At 35.0% G+C, this 16,405-nt stretch carries 23 protein-coding genes and 1 pseudogene; 5 read left to right on the top strand and 19 right to left on the bottom strand.

Features of this window, described 5'->3' with window-relative positions:
* Window positions 1-6 precede the first annotated feature (6 nt).
* Together COO03_RS14590 and COO03_RS14585 are read right to left on the bottom strand one after the other, a co-directional pair.
* Window positions 7-876: a pentapeptide repeat-containing protein gene (locus COO03_RS14590; RefSeq protein ID WP_097897857.1), complete on the bottom strand. Its 870-nt coding sequence runs from the start codon at window positions 874-876 to the stop codon at window positions 7-9.
* Window positions 877-984: 108 nt separating this feature from the next.
* A complete protein-coding gene (locus COO03_RS14585; RefSeq protein ID WP_097897856.1) occupies window positions 985-1,845 on the bottom strand; it encodes a LysR family transcriptional regulator in 861 nt (286 codons plus the stop codon).
* A 124-nt stretch (window positions 1,846-1,969) separates the two neighbouring features.
* On the opposite strand from COO03_RS14585, the gene COO03_RS14580 reads away from it, so the two are divergent.
* Window positions 1,970-2,530: a cysteine hydrolase family protein gene (locus COO03_RS14580; RefSeq protein ID WP_097897855.1), complete on the top strand. Its 561-nt coding sequence runs from the start codon at window positions 1,970-1,972 to the stop codon at window positions 2,528-2,530.
* A gap of 162 nt (window positions 2,531-2,692) precedes the next feature.
* A complete protein-coding gene (locus COO03_RS14575; protein ID WP_097897854.1) occupies window positions 2,693-2,869 on the top strand; it encodes a DUF1272 domain-containing protein in 177 nt (58 codons plus the stop codon).
* Between the two features lie 33 nt (window positions 2,870-2,902).
* On the opposite strand, the gene COO03_RS14570 is transcribed toward COO03_RS14575, so the two are convergent.
* The 5 genes from COO03_RS14570 to COO03_RS14550 all read right to left on the bottom strand — a co-directional run bounded on the left by COO03_RS14570 (window position 2,903) and on the right by COO03_RS14550 (window position 6,486).
* On the bottom strand, window positions 2,903-3,481 hold the full coding sequence (locus COO03_RS14570; protein ID WP_097897853.1) for an SGNH/GDSL hydrolase family protein: 579 nt from the start codon (window positions 3,479-3,481) through the stop codon (window positions 2,903-2,905).
* Between the two features lie 15 nt (window positions 3,482-3,496).
* Entirely contained in the window at window positions 3,497-4,321 is an 825-nt protein-coding gene (locus tag COO03_RS14565) for an MBL fold metallo-hydrolase (protein ID WP_097897852.1), read from the bottom strand.
* Window positions 4,322-4,357: 36 nt separating this feature from the next.
* Window positions 4,358-4,921, bottom strand: a complete 564-nt coding sequence (locus tag COO03_RS14560) for a DUF7010 family protein (protein WP_097897851.1) — start codon at window positions 4,919-4,921, stop codon at window positions 4,358-4,360.
* Between the two features lie 94 nt (window positions 4,922-5,015).
* Window positions 5,016-5,876 carry an aminoglycoside phosphotransferase family protein gene (locus COO03_RS14555; RefSeq protein ID WP_097897850.1) on the bottom strand — a complete coding sequence of 287 codons (861 nt, stop codon included), beginning with the start codon at window positions 5,874-5,876 and terminating at the stop codon, window positions 5,016-5,018.
* Window positions 5,877-5,988: 112 nt separating this feature from the next.
* Window positions 5,989-6,486, bottom strand: a complete 498-nt coding sequence (locus COO03_RS14550; protein WP_097897849.1) for an NUDIX domain-containing protein — start codon at window positions 6,484-6,486, stop codon at window positions 5,989-5,991.
* A gap of 327 nt (window positions 6,487-6,813) precedes the next feature.
* Between COO03_RS14550 and COO03_RS14545 the strand changes: the two genes are divergently transcribed.
* Window positions 6,814-7,023, top strand: a complete 210-nt coding sequence (locus tag COO03_RS14545; protein ID WP_097897848.1) for a hypothetical protein — start codon at window positions 6,814-6,816, stop codon at window positions 7,021-7,023.
* Window positions 7,024-7,059: 36 nt separating this feature from the next.
* Here the strand turns inward: COO03_RS14545 and COO03_RS14540 are convergent, their stop codons facing one another.
* From COO03_RS14540 to COO03_RS14535, 3 genes and pseudogenes are all read right to left on the bottom strand, one after another.
* A complete protein-coding gene (locus COO03_RS14540) occupies window positions 7,060-7,959 on the bottom strand; it encodes a PhzF family phenazine biosynthesis isomerase (RefSeq protein ID WP_097897847.1) in 900 nt (299 codons plus the stop codon).
* A gap of 74 nt (window positions 7,960-8,033) precedes the next feature.
* Window positions 8,034-8,129, bottom strand: a pseudogene (locus COO03_RS28250) (SDR family NAD(P)-dependent oxidoreductase); the annotation flags it as partial.
* A gap of 381 nt (window positions 8,130-8,510) precedes the next feature.
* On the bottom strand, window positions 8,511-9,041 hold the full coding sequence (locus COO03_RS14535; RefSeq protein ID WP_141523111.1) for an NAD(P)H-dependent oxidoreductase: 531 nt from the start codon (window positions 9,039-9,041) through the stop codon (window positions 8,511-8,513).
* 123 nt (window positions 9,042-9,164) lie between these two features.
* On the opposite strand from COO03_RS14535, the gene COO03_RS14530 reads away from it, so the two are divergent.
* Complete coding sequence (locus tag COO03_RS14530) at window positions 9,165-9,500, top strand: winged helix-turn-helix transcriptional regulator (protein ID WP_097897845.1); 336 nt, start codon at window positions 9,165-9,167, stop codon at window positions 9,498-9,500.
* 232 nt (window positions 9,501-9,732) lie between these two features.
* Here COO03_RS14530 and COO03_RS14525 read toward each other — a convergent pair whose 3' ends face one another.
* The 6 genes from COO03_RS14525 to COO03_RS14505 all read right to left on the bottom strand — a co-directional run bounded on the left by COO03_RS14525 (window position 9,733) and on the right by COO03_RS14505 (window position 12,797).
* A complete protein-coding gene (locus tag COO03_RS14525) occupies window positions 9,733-10,164 on the bottom strand; it encodes an NUDIX hydrolase (RefSeq protein ID WP_097897844.1) in 432 nt (143 codons plus the stop codon).
* A gap of 75 nt (window positions 10,165-10,239) precedes the next feature.
* Window positions 10,240-10,365, bottom strand: a complete 126-nt coding sequence (locus tag COO03_RS27630; RefSeq protein WP_255257292.1) for a hypothetical protein — start codon at window positions 10,363-10,365, stop codon at window positions 10,240-10,242.
* A 34-nt stretch (window positions 10,366-10,399) separates the two neighbouring features.
* Complete coding sequence (locus COO03_RS14520; RefSeq protein ID WP_097897843.1) at window positions 10,400-11,221, bottom strand: hypothetical protein; 822 nt, start codon at window positions 11,219-11,221, stop codon at window positions 10,400-10,402.
* A 237-nt stretch (window positions 11,222-11,458) separates the two neighbouring features.
* Window positions 11,459-11,866: a DUF5360 family protein gene (locus COO03_RS14515; protein WP_097897842.1), complete on the bottom strand. Its 408-nt coding sequence runs from the start codon at window positions 11,864-11,866 to the stop codon at window positions 11,459-11,461.
* Window positions 11,863-12,225: a DMT family transporter gene (locus COO03_RS14510; RefSeq protein WP_097897883.1), complete on the bottom strand. Its 363-nt coding sequence runs from the start codon at window positions 12,223-12,225 to the stop codon at window positions 11,863-11,865. Before COO03_RS14510 ends, COO03_RS14515 begins: the two co-directional genes overlap by 4 nt.
* A gap of 14 nt (window positions 12,226-12,239) precedes the next feature.
* Complete coding sequence (locus tag COO03_RS14505) at window positions 12,240-12,797, bottom strand: TetR/AcrR family transcriptional regulator (RefSeq protein WP_097897841.1); 558 nt, start codon at window positions 12,795-12,797, stop codon at window positions 12,240-12,242.
* A 451-nt stretch (window positions 12,798-13,248) separates the two neighbouring features.
* Between COO03_RS14505 and COO03_RS14495 the strand changes: the two genes are divergently transcribed.
* Window positions 13,249-13,671: a DUF1801 domain-containing protein gene (locus COO03_RS14495; RefSeq protein WP_097897840.1), complete on the top strand. Its 423-nt coding sequence runs from the start codon at window positions 13,249-13,251 to the stop codon at window positions 13,669-13,671.
* Between the two features lie 79 nt (window positions 13,672-13,750).
* Here COO03_RS14495 and COO03_RS14490 read toward each other — a convergent pair whose 3' ends face one another.
* The 3 genes from COO03_RS14490 to COO03_RS14480 all read right to left on the bottom strand — a co-directional run bounded on the left by COO03_RS14490 (window position 13,751) and on the right by COO03_RS14480 (window position 16,391).
* On the bottom strand, window positions 13,751-14,935 hold the full coding sequence (locus COO03_RS14490) for an acetyl-CoA C-acetyltransferase (RefSeq protein WP_097897839.1): 1,185 nt from the start codon (window positions 14,933-14,935) through the stop codon (window positions 13,751-13,753).
* A 123-nt stretch (window positions 14,936-15,058) separates the two neighbouring features.
* On the bottom strand, window positions 15,059-15,721 hold the full coding sequence (locus COO03_RS14485) for a 3-oxoacid CoA-transferase subunit B (RefSeq protein ID WP_097897838.1): 663 nt from the start codon (window positions 15,719-15,721) through the stop codon (window positions 15,059-15,061).
* Entirely contained in the window at window positions 15,705-16,391 is a 687-nt protein-coding gene (locus COO03_RS14480) for a CoA transferase subunit A (protein ID WP_097897837.1), read from the bottom strand. Before COO03_RS14480 ends, COO03_RS14485 begins: the two co-directional genes overlap by 17 nt.
* Between the last annotated feature and the right edge of the window lie 14 nt (window positions 16,392-16,405).

Here is a 16,405-nt window from a genome sequence, read left to right as displayed (position 1 = left end):
TTTTGCTCAAGCAGACCAATGTGTTGGACGAGAGAGTAACTCTGGTAATTTCGTGTTTGCATCTCCTTTTGCTGCATTAATCTGGACTTGAGTAAGAAAAATGCTGTCCGTAAGATTTGCTCCTCTTAAATCAGCATCTCGTAAATCAGCACCAATAAAGTCAGCTGACCTTAAATCAGCGTCTCGAAGATCTGCCGCAATTAGGTATGCCCCTCTTAGATTCGCTCCCCTAAGGTCTGCTCTTCTAAGCTTTGCCCCCATAAGATTCGCTCCTCGATGATTAATCCTCTTATTTTTTTTCGAATTCTTATACTGATGACGTGACTCCATCCATACTAACTCGCTTGTCTTTAAAAGAAGCGTATTGATATCCGCTCGATGTAATGGAACATTTAGTTCCATTATTGAATCTGGACTAAGATTTGAAAGTCGTTCCGTCTCATCAATCGCGGCACGAATCTCCTTATGAATCGGACGTGTCGCTTTTAACGTTAAAGCTTCATTCAAATACCAAAGCATCTCATGAAGCTGATGCATAACTGGAAAAACGTCATACATTTTCTTTGCCTGTTCTGGTCCTGTACGCCAGTCAATTCCCTCAAAAGTAACTTGAGAAACCTTTTGTCCTGCACCAAAACACTCAAAAACTGTACATCCTTTAAACCCTTTCTGTCTAAGGTTTTTATGAATACTACAACGAAAATCCGATTGCAGATTTGAGCAAGGCTTACCAGCATCCTTATTAACCGCAAAATCTACCGAAGCTGCAAAAGGTAGTGCGACACAACACAAGCCGAAGCAATTCTCGCAGTCAGCTCGTAAACTGTTAAAACTTACGCCATTTTTTGAATCCAACTCATGATTACCTTCTAACAAAACATGTCCCCCCTGTTGCTATGTTACTTGTTTAATTTTATATGTATGTGTATATAAAATAAATAGGTTCTATTATTTTAATTTGTATGAAAAAGTACCTTCTAACAATTACAAAGTAGTTTCTGTAAACATTTTAAAAAGGGCTTTACCAACCCTTTCATTTCGTGCAATCAAATATATTGCTCTTTGTTTTTGAAAATCCCGAATTGGTATAGTGCGCAGCGGTAAATGTTCAATACGCTCTGAAATCGTCCGTGGAACAATTGTAATTCCCGCTCCTGCAGCAACCATACCTAGAATAAAATCTCGAAATGATACCTCAGAACTAATATTAGGCTCTGCCTTCAGTCTTTCAAATTCTTCTATAATCGCCCTTCGAATATCACAGCCGATTGGATACATAACGAAACTCTCTATTAAAAGTTCATTTATAAATACATCTTCTTTTTTACTAAATGAATGTTTCTCCGGAAAAACTACGTCATATGGCTCCACAAATAATTGTCTATTCCAAAGATGTTTTGGCACCCATTTTTCATCTACTAAACCTGCATCTAACTTTCCTGATACAACTTCTTCCATAATCTCTTTAGACATATCATATACTTTGGTTTCTATATTGATATTCTCACTCTTACCTCCAATAATTTTTTCTGGAAGATAGAATGCTGCAAGACTAGGTAATAGGCCTAGCACTACATGTATGGATTCTCCCATACCTTTCATTTCTTTCCTAATACTATCCCATTCCTCAACAAATGGAATGATTCTTTTTTGAAAATGAATCCCTGCTTCTGTTAATTTTATTCCTTGTGAAGATCTGCTTAATAATTCTACTCCTAATTCATCTTCTAGTTTTTTTATTTGTTTACTTACTGCTGGCTGCGTAATATGGAAATGCTCTGCTACTTTTGAAAAGCTTTTATACTCTGAGCAAAGCAAAAAACACCGTAACCACTCTATGTCCATCCTCTATATCCCCTTGTTCAAACTTTTTGTTATACCCTTCAAAATTAATGGAAATTCTCTCCTTTTACAATACTTGATATTCTTTTAATAGAAAACAAATCATTTTTGAAAAGGAGAATAACAAATGAACCAATTACCTAAAAATGCTGCACTTATTCTAGTTGATATTCAAAAAGGATTCGAGGATGATTACTGGGGAAAACGCAATAATATACACGCTGAAACAAACATGGAACTTATATTACAAACATGGAGAAAAACAAACCGTCCTGTCATCCATGTACAGCACATCTCACATAAAGAAAATCACCCATTAAGAAAAGAAAGCAGCGGAAGTGAATTTAAAGACTTTGCTATCCCTCTTCCAGATGAACCAGTATTTCAAAAAAATGTGAATAGCGCTTTTATCGGAACCAATTTAGAAACATATTTACGAGAACACAATTATGAAACTGCCGTCATTATCGGTTTAACAACAGACTATTGTGTATCCACTTCAGTTCGTATGGCTGGTAATTTAGGCTTTTCAACTTATGTCATTTCAGATGCGACCGCTACATTTGGTAGAATCTCATATGATGGAAATTATTATCATGCAGAAGATATCCATAAGCTAGCATTAGTAAGTTTGCATGAAATGTTTGCTACAGTTTTAACAACAGATAAACTTTTAAAACTAGTTTAAATCTCACATATGCATTGATTAAAAATCACTTTGCAAACAAAATATCATATTTCATTTCAAATGCTACTCTAATTCCCCAATATACTTTCATATGAAAAGGAAATATTCTCCTCTTTGTATTATTATTAAATTATAAACATTCACACAATAGGAGGAACAAATATGTCATTAGAAATGAAAACAAACTGTCAAACTTGCAATGCATCTCTTCAAACAGATTCAGAAGCATACATTTGTGTTTATGAATGTACATTCTGTGCACCATGTACAGAGAAAACGCAGCAAATTTGCCCAAACTGTGGTGGTGAATTAGTGCGCAGGCCGAAAAAGAAACAGTAAAAGCAAAGCTATTGATAGCTTTGCTTTTTTCCTTTACATCATTAATTTCACAATCCCTTTTAACTTCTCTCCGATTAACTCTGATAAGTATTCATAACCAGCTACTCCAAAATGTAGTCCATCACGCTCTTCATTTTCCACAAATCTCTTATAGTCTGATTCTTGCATCATATGAGAATATAAATTAAGAAAATGACTTCCCGTTTGCTTCGCTACTTCTTCCATCGTTTTTGCATACTGTCCTAATACTTCATTTGTTCTTGCATGCTGCCTTTCCTCATCCACTGGTGCTGGACTAATTAAAAGCACTTTTTCTGGAGATATTTTTTTAACAATCTCAATCAGATTTTCTTTATATTCTTGTAGTGATACTGGTTTATGGAACGCCGCATCATTTGTACCAAAAAAGACCGTTACAAATGTCGGGTTATAAAATAAGACGTCTTCTTCTATCCTTCTCAAAGCATCAAACGTATTATCACCCGGAACCCCTGCATTTACTACTTTCCAATCAGAAAACAGCTCTTGTAAACGCGGCGTTAATCTAGGTGCTCCATTCCAAAATGTTTCATCAGCTGTAATACTATCCCCAAAGCATACTAATGTATTCATTTCTGTTTCTCCTTTTTATGTATGAAATAATTTCCCTTCTAATGCAGCAATATAGCGCTGTGCCGAACGCTCGACAGCCTCATTTGCATCATCTTTTACTACACGATGAAAAGCGTTGTATAAACGATTAAAAGGAAGTGGCTTTACTCTTTTAGCCATCTCTTCAACCTTATTTGCTGGTAACGGAATTAAATTTGGATAGCTGTACATAAAGCTCACCCACTGCTGATCCGCTACAACTTGAATAATATCGCCTGTTAATAAAATCCCTTTCCCATCATTCCCTTGTGGCCAATGTAAAACAGAACCACCTTTAAAATGTCCGCCTAAACGGTGAATAGTTAATCCATCAGCTAATTGCAATGATTCTCCTGACCAAAAAATAATATATTTACTTGGACGCATTACCCACTCTTTATCATCTTCATGTATATATATCGGTACATCGAATCTTTCTGCCCATTCTACTTGAGTAGAATAATAGTGCGGATGAGATAGCGCAATTGCATCTAATCCCCCTAATTCTTTTACTTTTCCTATCGTAGTTTCATCAAAGTACGAAATACAATCCCATAGTAAATTGAATGATTCTCCATTCACCATATAGGCTGTTTGGCCAATCGCAAATTCTGGTTTTGTTGTAATACTATAAAGCCCAGTTTCTTCCTCAATTATTTCATTTTTATATGTATGACTCTCTTGTAAATCCTCCAGTGTTGTCCAAGATTGACCTTTCGGATTAACATACTGTCTCTCCTCATTGCAAATCATACAATTCACTGGTTCTTCTACACTTGCTGCATATTGTACGCCACATGTTGTACAAATAAAGTTTTTCATAAAAATTCTCCTATCCCCTTTTTGTTTTCTATTCTTTTAAGCTGTCATTTTACCATTCCGTTGATTTCCTACTTTTTTATTTTCGATAGATAAACCTACAATTGTAATTACATAAACAGCTGTAACTGCAATCGGTATTACTATAAATCCTTTTTCCGAAAATAAAACCCCACATATAGATGTTACTAATACTGTACCAACTGATAACAAACCATAACTCTTACTTTCATATATCCACACATATGGTAAAAAATGAACTCCTACTAAAACAGCTACTGTAAATGGTAACCACTCGGGCATTTGAAAATATACAAATACTACAAGCGGAATATTTAGTACATTTATCGCGCCAATTATTCCCCCTAAAGATCCCATCGGATTCCCTTTTGCAAACATATCAATTTTCAATAGTGCCGCTAGCATTAAACCAACTGGAAAGACACACCCCATTCCAATCAGATACACCCAAACCGTATACTTTTCCGGCAATATACTGCCTGCTATACTAGCAATAATCCAAAATATTAAACCAGCCAGCACTACAGGAAGTCCCCTTTTTGTTCTTTTTGCTAAATCTCTTTTTGCTTCCAAAACATTCATTTTTCCGTGCCTCCCCAAAAACATAAAAATATGTTCAAATATAACGAAGTCGTCTCATTTTGAACAATTGGCTGTCACGTTTAAAATGAAGCGCTTAAATTTTCCAACGAATTAGATTCATCCAATAACGCCAAGCTTTTAAATAGTCTTCTAAATCTTCAGGATGATGCCTAATACAAGTTTCTAATCGAAGATACAACCCTATTATTACTTCTTCATACAAAACTTTTCCTTTTTTATTTTTATGAAATACACATTGTTCCACTACATAGTCGATTGTTTCCTTCGTCAAATCTTCAGGCGTCGAACAAAATGCATAAATTAAGTCATATATTGGATCTCCCAAAACCGGCAAAGGATCAATCACACCATATAATTTATTTTCTTTAAATATAAAATTGTGAAATCCACAATCCCCATGCAATAAAAATGGTTGATTACTATAGGGACGTCTATTTGGACTATGTACGAATTCAAGAACAATACGAAAATCCTCTTCTATTATATAAGTTTTTAAATTCTCACTAGCCTCCATCACTCTTTTTAAAAGAAAATCTTGCCAAGAGTCTACCGGTTCTTCTTTCCATCCCCACTGATTGATCTTCATAGTTACTTTATATGCATGAATCACTTCCTGTACAAGTGTACAAAGAACATCTCTTTTATTCCCAGCATCATAACTTGTGGAACCAGGAATAAATGAGTAGACCATATATCTATTGAGTGGATCAACATACAAAAGCTTAGGAAATATACTTTCGTTTTCATAAAAATTGAGAAAATACGCTTCTTCTTCGATGACTTTTGGTTCATTCAACTTTACAACACACTGCTCTTTTCCTTCTATAAGATACAGTCTACTTGTGGTACCGCCAGTTAATTTCTTATGCCCTTTCGGATAATTAGCAATAACTTCATTAACAACCAACTGTTCAATAATTTCTGAAATATCCACTTTTTATCATCCTTACTTACATATCACTACTATAGATGAAACGACTTTATTATTATTTGACAAATATAAGAAAAAACCTTTAAAAATCTTTATATTATAGAAAAGGCAATCCTTATTCTTCTGAAATCGATAATGCAGCAGCTAATATTTCATCACAAATCTCATTCCAATTCGAATAATATAATGTAACCTCACTCGGTTTCACAAATATCCTTCTATTTGATTCATACTCTCCAGCAAAATCATGCACTTCTGTAACATCCATCCGATAAAACGGCTGATATCCTATCTTTGGATATAGACCATTTTCATTCCAACTCGGATTTTCACTATGGTCTACAATCATATATCCTAGTAAGGTACATTCACCTTTCACATACCCTTCTTCCCACGCCTCCCTCTGAAAGCATTCTTCTGGTGTTTCATCCTGTTCAATATGTCCCCCAGGAAAATCCCAACTACGATTATGATGATCTATTAATACAATCTCACCTTTATAAAAACAAAAACCATGAACACTTGTAATTCCTTTATAATCTGGTAATGTATTTGCTTTTTTCCATGTTAATTTCACTTTTGATTCTCCATAGTTCGCGTATATCGTTGTCATTCTCTTCCTCCCCTTCATTGCAAAAACACCTATAAATATATGGATACCAACGATTAGATTTTCCAATCTCCCAGGCCGTATATTTTCACCTTTTTCTATCAATATTTTATTCTTGCATACTAAAACCCTACTAATTCTACATTCATTAGATGCTAGAACAATACAAAAATGATATACAGTCTTATCAAAATATGAAGTAAAGGCAACCTAACAATGAATTCAATTTCGAAGAACAAAATTACCAAGATTCGTTTAAAAAACAGCCTAACTTTTCATAAATAAGGAAATAATAAAGAAAAATAACTGTAAATATAGGAGGCCGTATTTATGAAACCCGATTTTTTACAAGCCGTACACAAAGCCATTGGTAATATTGAGCATATCCACATTGAAGAAAGTGGATCAGACAGTTTACTCATTCATCATGATGATGTACAAAAATTACAACAAGTTGCTGAGACGTTAGAAAATCAGAAATTCCATTCTACAATTAGAAACAATGGGAATACATCTTTTATTGAAGTGATAAACAGATGAAAAAAGTTCGGTTATATGCCGAACTTTTTCCTACTTTTAAATCAAAACTTGCAACTCCTCTGCATATACCGCAGTTCCAGAGATTTCAATTTGTAGAGAATCATCTTCCTTGTCTTTTGTCACATAAACAGTGACGCGACCATCTTTTTTCATCTCTTGTCCCTGTTCAACAATTAATGTCAGTTCACTATCAAAATCTTGCTTCAAAAATGTAGCATAATACGCTCCCATTACACCAGAAGCAGTCCCCGTCACTGGATCTTCTATCGTCCCAGAATAAGGTGATGAAAAGTGACGACCGTGCATATGTACTGCTTCATCGTAAGTTTCTAAACAGAGTGGATGAATGGAAGCCTTAGGCATTTCCTTTAGAATAGATGGAAACTCTTTATTATTTGGTTTCATTCTTTCGCAAGCAGCCAATGTTTTAATCGGTACTATTAACGTCCAAATTCCCGTACTCCCGTATACAATTGGTAATTTTCCATCTAAATCGTCTTCATGAAGACCAATGCTATGAGCTAAGTCTTCTCTAGAACCATCAAACTTTTGAAACTGTGGTACTGCTTGCCTCATCTTAATAAATGATTCTCCATTTTCATCCACGCCTATATGTACTGGTAAAACCCCTGCTTTCGTTTCTATTGTGAGATTTTGTTTTCCTTTTAGTAAACCTCTTTCATGAAGTGCATATATAGTTCCTACTGTCGCATGTCCACAAAGATTCATTTCATGTCCCGGTGTAAAATAACGGATTCTTATATCAGCTACATCGGAAGGAAGTACAAAAGAGGTTTCGTTAAACCCTACTTTTTTTGCAATAAGCTGCATTTCATCATCTGTCAATCGTTCTGCATCTATTACAAGACCAGCTGGATTTCCCATATTCGGTTTATTACTAAATGCATCATAATGGAAAACTTTTATTTCCTTCATGTTCTCATCCCCTAAATTTATTTAAAAATTTTGCTATGCAATTCTGTTTCTCTCCTCAGAATACAGCCGTTTTTCCTAACAATCGGGAAAACAACATATCCCTTTTCATGAAACACTTTAACTAGCTCAAATCCTAGCCCTCGATTTCCACCGGTAATTAGTGCTTTCATGTGATATTCTCCCCTATATATCAAATCTCTTCAGATTGATTTTTATAATATATTAAAAAATCAGTCCACTTACTGTCTCTACTTGTAATAATGATTGTTTCATTTTATATCTCTTCCTTTATATCTAGGTACTTGCCCAAATAAATCCTATTCTAAGTCAACTATTGTCATTTGTTATTTGAATATTCTTTATTATTTTATATAAAATACAAAATTTAGTAAATAAATATCTTTTTCCTCCTACAAGTGCTTCCACACTTGCTGATTGTTCTGCTCGTTTTTGTAAAAGTTGTTGTAGTTTACTAAAAATCAAATTTGATGACATTTATTCATTACATAAAAATATCCCGATACCTATAAAAGGACCGGGATATTTTCAAATCATATATAAAGATTACTTTTATTCATAATATATTTAATATACTGGTCTGCACTTCTCTCGATATCTTCATCCTTTAGTTGATACTCTGCTCCATACAACATAAATGTTGGTATGAACTGCATCCCTGTGTATAGACAAGTTGCCTGAAATGGCTTTGTTAGTTCATTCATTGTAAGCCCATCTTTATACTGCGTTTCTAATCCCCCTATAGAAATCGCCAAACCAAATTCTTTATTACGCACTTTATCTCCTGTAGAACCATACGCAAAACCGTACGTCAGCACATCATCAAACCACTTCTTTAGTAATGGTGGTGAACTATACCAATAAAACGGAAACTGAAATATGTAACGATCGTGTTCTAATAATAGCCTTTGCTCATAATCAATATCAAATTCCCAATTAGGAGCTGCTTTATACAGTTCATGCACTGTTATCTCATCAGAATACTTTTTTAATTCTTCTACCCATCTTTTATTAATCCGTGACTCTTCAATATTAGGATGTGCTACAATTACAAGTGTTTTCATCAATTATCTTCTCCCTTATGAAAAATGAAATCCTTTAGTATTAGTATGTATTAGTTACATATAATTGAAAAGTACGTACTTTCAGGTGCTATAGGAACCTTAAAGTACCTATGGAGGTGTAATATGAAGATGAATCATAACTTTCCTATTGCTACTACTCTTGAAGTCCTCGGAGGAAAATGGAAGAGTAGTATTTTATGCATTCTTATGAATGGAACGAAGCGGACACACGAACTGAAACGTGCGATCCCAGATATTACACAAAAAGTTCTGACGCAACAGCTGCGACAACTGGAAGCTGATGGAATTATCCATCGTACTGTATATCAAGAAGTTCCACCAAGAGTTGAGTACACAATAAGTGAATACGGAAAATCTTTAATTCAAATTATGAATGAAATGTGTGAATGGGGAAAAGATCATCAAGTCAAAAAATCAACAAAACAAAAGAACCCATAAATTTTTATTTAGGTTAGATAAGTGAAACAGTTGAAATTAAAAGGACCACACATATTAAACATGTCTAAAATGTGTGGTCCTAATTTATTTGTAGCTTTGAAATAAAGTTTGATCAAAAATACCCCTCAAGCCAGCATTTTACAATAAATAAAAAGCATCCATCTTGAAAAAAGATTGATCATTTTTTACTTATGTTGTTCAATGATAGCGCACTATAATGGAAGAGCGTTTCTTAAAATTCTATATAAAAGGGTTGTTTATTTTCATCCAAACTGTATTCAATTCTTTGCCTGAAATTCATAAAAGTTACCATTTCTAAAGCTTGCTCAATAGGATAGAACCCTACTTCCAAACTTTCTGGTGTAGTCGTTAATTTGCCTCCAACTGGTTTAGCTAAGAACAACGTATTACATATTGAATGGTTCACATTTTGGAATACTCCACAAAATTTTAAAACCTCAATATCAATACCTGTTTCCTCTTTAGTTTCCCTTATTGCAGCATCTTTCAAAGACTCTCCTTCTTCAACTTGTCCACCTGGCATTTCCCAACCTCTTCTAGGTCCCTTGATCAATAGAATTTCTTTTTGTTCATTGATTACAATAGTCGCTGCTGAAACTATATGTTTTGGCGGTGAATAAATATTTTGTGTGCTTTGTTCCAATTGACTTCCTCCATTTCTATAAATTTAGTATGTTTATCTTTATACAGCAACCTTACTCTTTTCTGGAATAACTTACTATTTCAAAATGAACCATTCAATTCCCTTCCTTATTCCAAAATATGGTCCGATTGCAGAACGAAAAAATCCTGCATCAATACAGGACTTTTGATCAATCTTTTTTAACACATGTTCTTTCCTCATAAGTATTACTTCTCCTCATTTTTTCTGCACACTCTTATTTACTAGGAAGCTCTGATAGACGTTCCTCATAATTTTTAGATAATAAAATATTTAGCACACCTATCATATTATTTGTTTCTTGTCGTGCTTTTTCATATGCTTCTGAAAAAGCTGCTTTATTATTTTCTGGTTTTTCAATGTTCGCTAATTTGTTCCACGTTTTCTTCATCATTTCATTCTTTTGATATAACCCTAAATCTGTTTCGGATTGTGCTACAGGTGCCATATAATCAAAGTCTCCACCTTTTCGAAGATATGCAAGCGCCCCTGTAATCTCTGCATTTGAAAAATCCCCTTTTCTTGCTGGAACTTCCAGTACACGAAATGCCTGAACGGACACATATACCGCTTTGACTAGTGCTCTTTCTAAATTTGTTGCTTCATCCCATGATTTATATTGAATGGAAGGATTTTGTCCTACAGTCATAAATGTAAACCCTTCCTTAACCAAATTAGCAGGCGCATTTTCAAGGGGTTCTCCCGTACGAATATTCAGAACCTGATCACCGTAATTACAAATATTCGTTGTTCGGCCTTCTTCCCCCATAATTCGACGAATTGGATGATCTGTGTAGAATATATATCCACGTTTATCGGTATGTTGCTTTAATTCTTCTACTGTTGTTGCAACTCCAATTTGCCCTTCTTCTTTCTTTTGTACATCTTGTTTTTTCTCAGTAGAATTTTTTTCTTTTTGATTAAATGACGTATTTTCTTTTTTCTCCTCTACTGGCTTTGGTGCTTCTTTTTCAGCACAAGCAGACAATGTTAATACTGCAACAATCGTTATTAGATTCAATAATCTTTTATACCTCATGTCATTTCCCCCTCCATATTCATTATACATACAAAAATTAACAAAACCTAACACAATATTCTTATCATTCGCACTTTTCTATCCCTACAGTTACATCATCCATTCACTCTTAAAATATGCTATTTATCCAATAGAACACCTACAATTATTCTGATATTTGCGATGTAACATAAAAAAGAACCTGGTGTATCCCAAGTTCTTTCTCCTCTTTAAAAATAAATTTTTGAAACGTCTCTATTATCTCATGTTAGTCGCATACCATCCACACTCTCTCCAAATACCTTTTAAGAAAAAACATGGATAAAGTAATAAATACAGATTAGGAATCCACCAAGATACATCGAAATCTAAGCGGATTGTCCAAAATACAAGTGCCTGTAATCCTGAACAAAAAGTTAAGATTAATGACAGGAAAGCAAAGTGACTCCAAATTTGTTTGTGCTTATAATATAAATATAAACTTACAAAACCTGTAAAAGAAATCAGCAAATCCAGTGGTAAAAAAGACCAGTTCCATGCCACCAAAATAGGATTTTGATAGTCTTTAAACAAATATTCTTGTGGAATCATATGGCAAATTGTTATGAACCAATATACGATAAACCCGATATCCGTAATCAAAAAGAAGTATTTTAAACGCTTCAATTTACACGTTCCTCCACTGCCTCTTTTTTCTTATCACTATGACCTGCAGCACTAAAGTTCAACGTAACCACTCCAATCAAAATGAAAAGAATGGACAACACTTTAATAAGATTCATGTTTTCGTTGAAATAAAAGAATCCTATTATCGTAATCGTAACAATTCCCATCCCTGACCAAACCGCATATGCAATTGAAACTTCCATCCCCTTTAATGTAAGTGAAAGGAATGCAAAGCTTACTACATAAAATATAAGAATCAGAACGCTTGGAACAAGCCTAGATAATCCATCAGATAGTTTCATTGCAGTTGTACCAGCTACTTCAAATAGAATTGCTAAGCATAAATAAATCCACTGCATCATTCTCCCACCCTCTATCTTTGATTAGAAATTCCATACAGCAACATATCCATAACAGATTCAAGCATACTTCCTAATGTATATTCATTCTTTTCAATAAACATTGGATCATATATGCGGTTCAGAGCTCCTAAATATAGTTCAATAAAAAATGGAATTTGAATTTCCCTAAGACTCCCTTCCTGCATACCTTCTTCCATTAATCGTATTACTACGAGCCATCCATCACGTAAAAACTGATCTAGTTTCAGCCATTGGTTATAATGATATTTTTTCAATTCTAATAATAAACGCACATCCATAAATTGAAATTCTTGTGGAATACAAATTAAAATGCGTCTTATTTTTTCAATTGTTTGTAACGTATCATCTTCAGCGATACTTTTTTCCTTTTCTTGAATACTTTCTATTACAGTACGAATAACTTCATCTACTATCTCATCTTTTGAAGAGAAATGCTCATAGATTGTACGCTTACTAACAGCTAATTGTTTTGCTAAATCACTAATTGTAAACGTGAAACCCTTTGTTTGAATTAAATGAACTGTTTCCACTACAATTCTTTGTTTCATAATCTGCCCCCTAAACCATTGGTACCAATTTAGTTTTATTGGTACCAACATCATTTTACAATATCTAACATTCAATACGCAACTAATATCAATAATTTTCTTGCAAATTAAACATAGATAGAGTTGTTTTTACTGGATACGGATGTGGTTTTCTTTGATCCTCTTCTAACCTCCATCCAAATACTGGATTAGGAACGAACCCGCAATGTTTTTCATAATCTCTCTTAATACAACTACTCTCAGAATGGATTTCAAGTGTTTCAATTTACATGTTCCTCCACTACATCTCTTTTATTTTCACCATGTCCTGCACTGCTAAAGTTCAAAGTAACAACTCTAATCAAGTGACCTTATTTTCAAACTATGCCTGAGGTTCTGTGTCTTTAATTCAAACTCTGTATTATAATTACGTATGTGGTGAAACTGATATCTAAAAAGGGGCGACTCTATTATGTACAAACTCAAAACAACAGAAACCAACAATAGTGTAATTGAGTTTATTGAAAATGTTGACAACCTTAAAAAACGTGAAAACGCATATCAATTATTAGATATATTTACTGAAACAACGGGTTATCCAGCGAAGATGTGGGGACCGAGCATTATTGGATTTGGTACATACCATTATAAATATGCATCCGGTCATGAAGGCGATGCACCATTAGTAGGCTTTTCACCCCGAAAAGCCAAAATTAGTTTATATTTTGCAACTGGTGATCCTGAGCGAGAAGAACTATTAAAGGAATTTGGAAAATACACGTCTGGAAAATCGTGTATATACATTAATAAAGTAGCAGACATTGATATTAATGTTCTAAAAGCGCTAATCAAACAATCTGTAAGCTTTTTGAAAGAAACGTATCCAAATCATTAATGTGTGTATAGCAATCGAATGAATTAAAAAACAGGTATTTGAATACACATCAAATACCTGTTTTTAGGGTTCAGTTTCATCAGCTTTGTACATTTTCTAAAATAATGGCAATGCCTTGTCCGCCGCCAATACAAAGCGAAGCTAATCCATATTTAACGTTTCTTCTCCTCATTTCAAGTGCTAAAGAATAGGTGATTCTAGCACCGCTTGCGCCTACAGGATGGCCTAATGCAACAGCCCCTCCGTTCACATTCACCTTTTCCTTATCGACACCTAACTCTTTAATTACAGCAATAGATTGTGAAGCAAATGCCTCATTAAATTCGAACAAGCCAATATCATCTAAGCTTAAACCAGCCTTTTCTAATGCTTTTTTGCTTGCTGGTACTGGGCCAATCCCCATAATGCTCGGGTCAACCCCTGCAACGCCCCATGTTACAATTTTCGCAAGCGGCTTTAAGTTATGTTCACTCACATACTCCTCAGATGCGACTAACACAGCAGCTGCACCATCATTAATGCCGCTCGCGTTCCCTGGTGTAACAGTCCCATCCTTTTTAAAAGCGGGCTTCAATTTTGCTAAACCTTCTACAGATGCACCTTCACGAATATACTCATCCGTATCAAAAATGACTTCCTTGCCTTTTCTACCTTTTAACTTAACCGGAACAATTTCCTCTGCAAAACGGCCGCTATCTCTTGCTGCAATGGCTTTCTCTTGTGATTCCACAGAAAACTGATCCTGCTCTTCTCGGGAAATTGAATATTTTTCAGCTAAGTTTTCAGCTGTCATCCCCATTCCACAGCCAACGTAGTTATCTGTTAATGTTTCCCATAACATATCATCAACTTTTGGTGCTTTATTTGGTGTGCCGAAGCGCGTGCCTCTTAATACATGCGGTGATAAGCTCATATTTTCGGTTCCTCCAGCGACAACTACTTTTGCATCCCCAGAAGCAATGGACTGTGCGGCAGATACGATAGACTGCATGCCCGAACCGCATAATCTATTAAGTGTAAGCGCAGATGATGACTCTGCCATGCCGCTTTTTAAACCGATATGTCTGGCTAAATAAGCAGAGCTACTGCTTGTATGAATAATATTTCCAAATATGATTTCATCTACATTAGAAGCTTGAATTCCGCTTCTTTTCAATGCCTCTTCCGTTGCTGCTACGCCCAAATCGATATCGGTCACATCTTTTAATCCCCCGCCAAAAGTACCAAAGGCTGTTCTTGCTCCGTCAACAATATAAGTTGCCATTCTTTTTCCTCCTCTTTTTTTATTACATGCCGCCTGCGACTTTAATATGTTCTCCTGTAATACCTCCTGCTGCACCTGTCACAATAACTGTTCTTTGCTTGCCCATGTGTGGCCCTTCATTCTTCACTTATTACTTACGAGTGTTAAATCATTCAAATACTCTAAATCAAAACCAACCTTTTTACTTAATTCTTGTATTGAAATCTCTTCCAACATTTCTACAACTTTTACACCTTTATTCGTAAATTTAAAAACAGCGTAATCGGAAACAAATAAATCTACTTTTCGAATCCCGCTAGTTTCATATGATAATTCCTTGACTAATTTAGACATTCCATCCTTTGCAAACAAGGTAGCTGCGACAATAACCTTTTTTGCTCCTGTCACCAAATCCATCGCTCCACCAACGCCTAAAATCGGCTGATTCGGAACGGCCCAGTTGGCAATTTCACCATGAACATCCACCTGAAGTGTACCTAAAACCGCTACGTCAATATGCCCACCTCTAATCAAAGCAAAAGAATCAGCACTATCAAAAAATGAGGCACCTTTCAAATAGGTAACCGGTTCTTTTCCTGCATTAATTAAATCAATATCTAAATTTCCCTCTGCAGGAGAAGGTCCCATACCTAACAATCCATTCTCAGATTGTAAATAAACCTCTTTATCACCTAAATAGGAAGCAACCAAAGTAGGAATTCCAACTCCTAAGTTAACAATCTGTCCATCTTCTAATTCTTCGGCAATCCTCTTAGCAATAATTTGCCTTTTATCTTGACTCAACATAATCACTTCCTACCTTTGAATATTTGCTTTGGATGACATAATCCACATACGCATGAGGCGTCACAACAAATTCTGGGTCCAGCTCACCAACTTCAACAATTTCATTAACTTCGGCAATGACTATTTTTCCAGCTGTAGCCATCATAGGGTTAAAGTTTCTAGCTGTCGTATGGTACACTAAATTTCCAATTCTATCTGCTTTATCCGCCTTTATAATAGCGACATCACCTTTAATAGCCTTTTCAAAAATGTATCTCTCTCCATCAATTTCTCTTTCCTCTTTGCCCTTGCTTAATTCAGTACCAACGGCGGTTCTTGTGTAAAAACCACCTATTCCGGCACCGCCGCAGCGAATTGCTTCAGCTAATGTACCTTGAGGTAGCAAATCGATTTCAAGCTCACCTTTAGACCAGGCTATTACCGCTTCTTTATTAATGGAAAAAAAGGAGCCAATTGCTTTTTTTATTTTTCCCTGCATGAATACTTTATGTAATCCTTGTCCAAGATCCCCTAAATTATTACTAACAATCGTTAAATCACGAATTTCTATTTCTAATAGTTCATCAATGATCGTTAAAGGTGTTCCTGATAAGCCAAAGCCTCCTGTTAAAATTACATCTCCACTCTTGAAATACTTTCTTATTTCACTAGACTCAATGACTTTATCCATTATTTCCCCTCCAT

Source organism: Bacillus sp. AFS098217 (assembly GCF_002551815.1).
Lineage (GTDB): Bacteria > Bacillota > Bacilli > Bacillales > Bacillaceae_G > Bacillus_A.
This window is presented reverse-complemented; position numbering and strand designations above follow the sequence as displayed.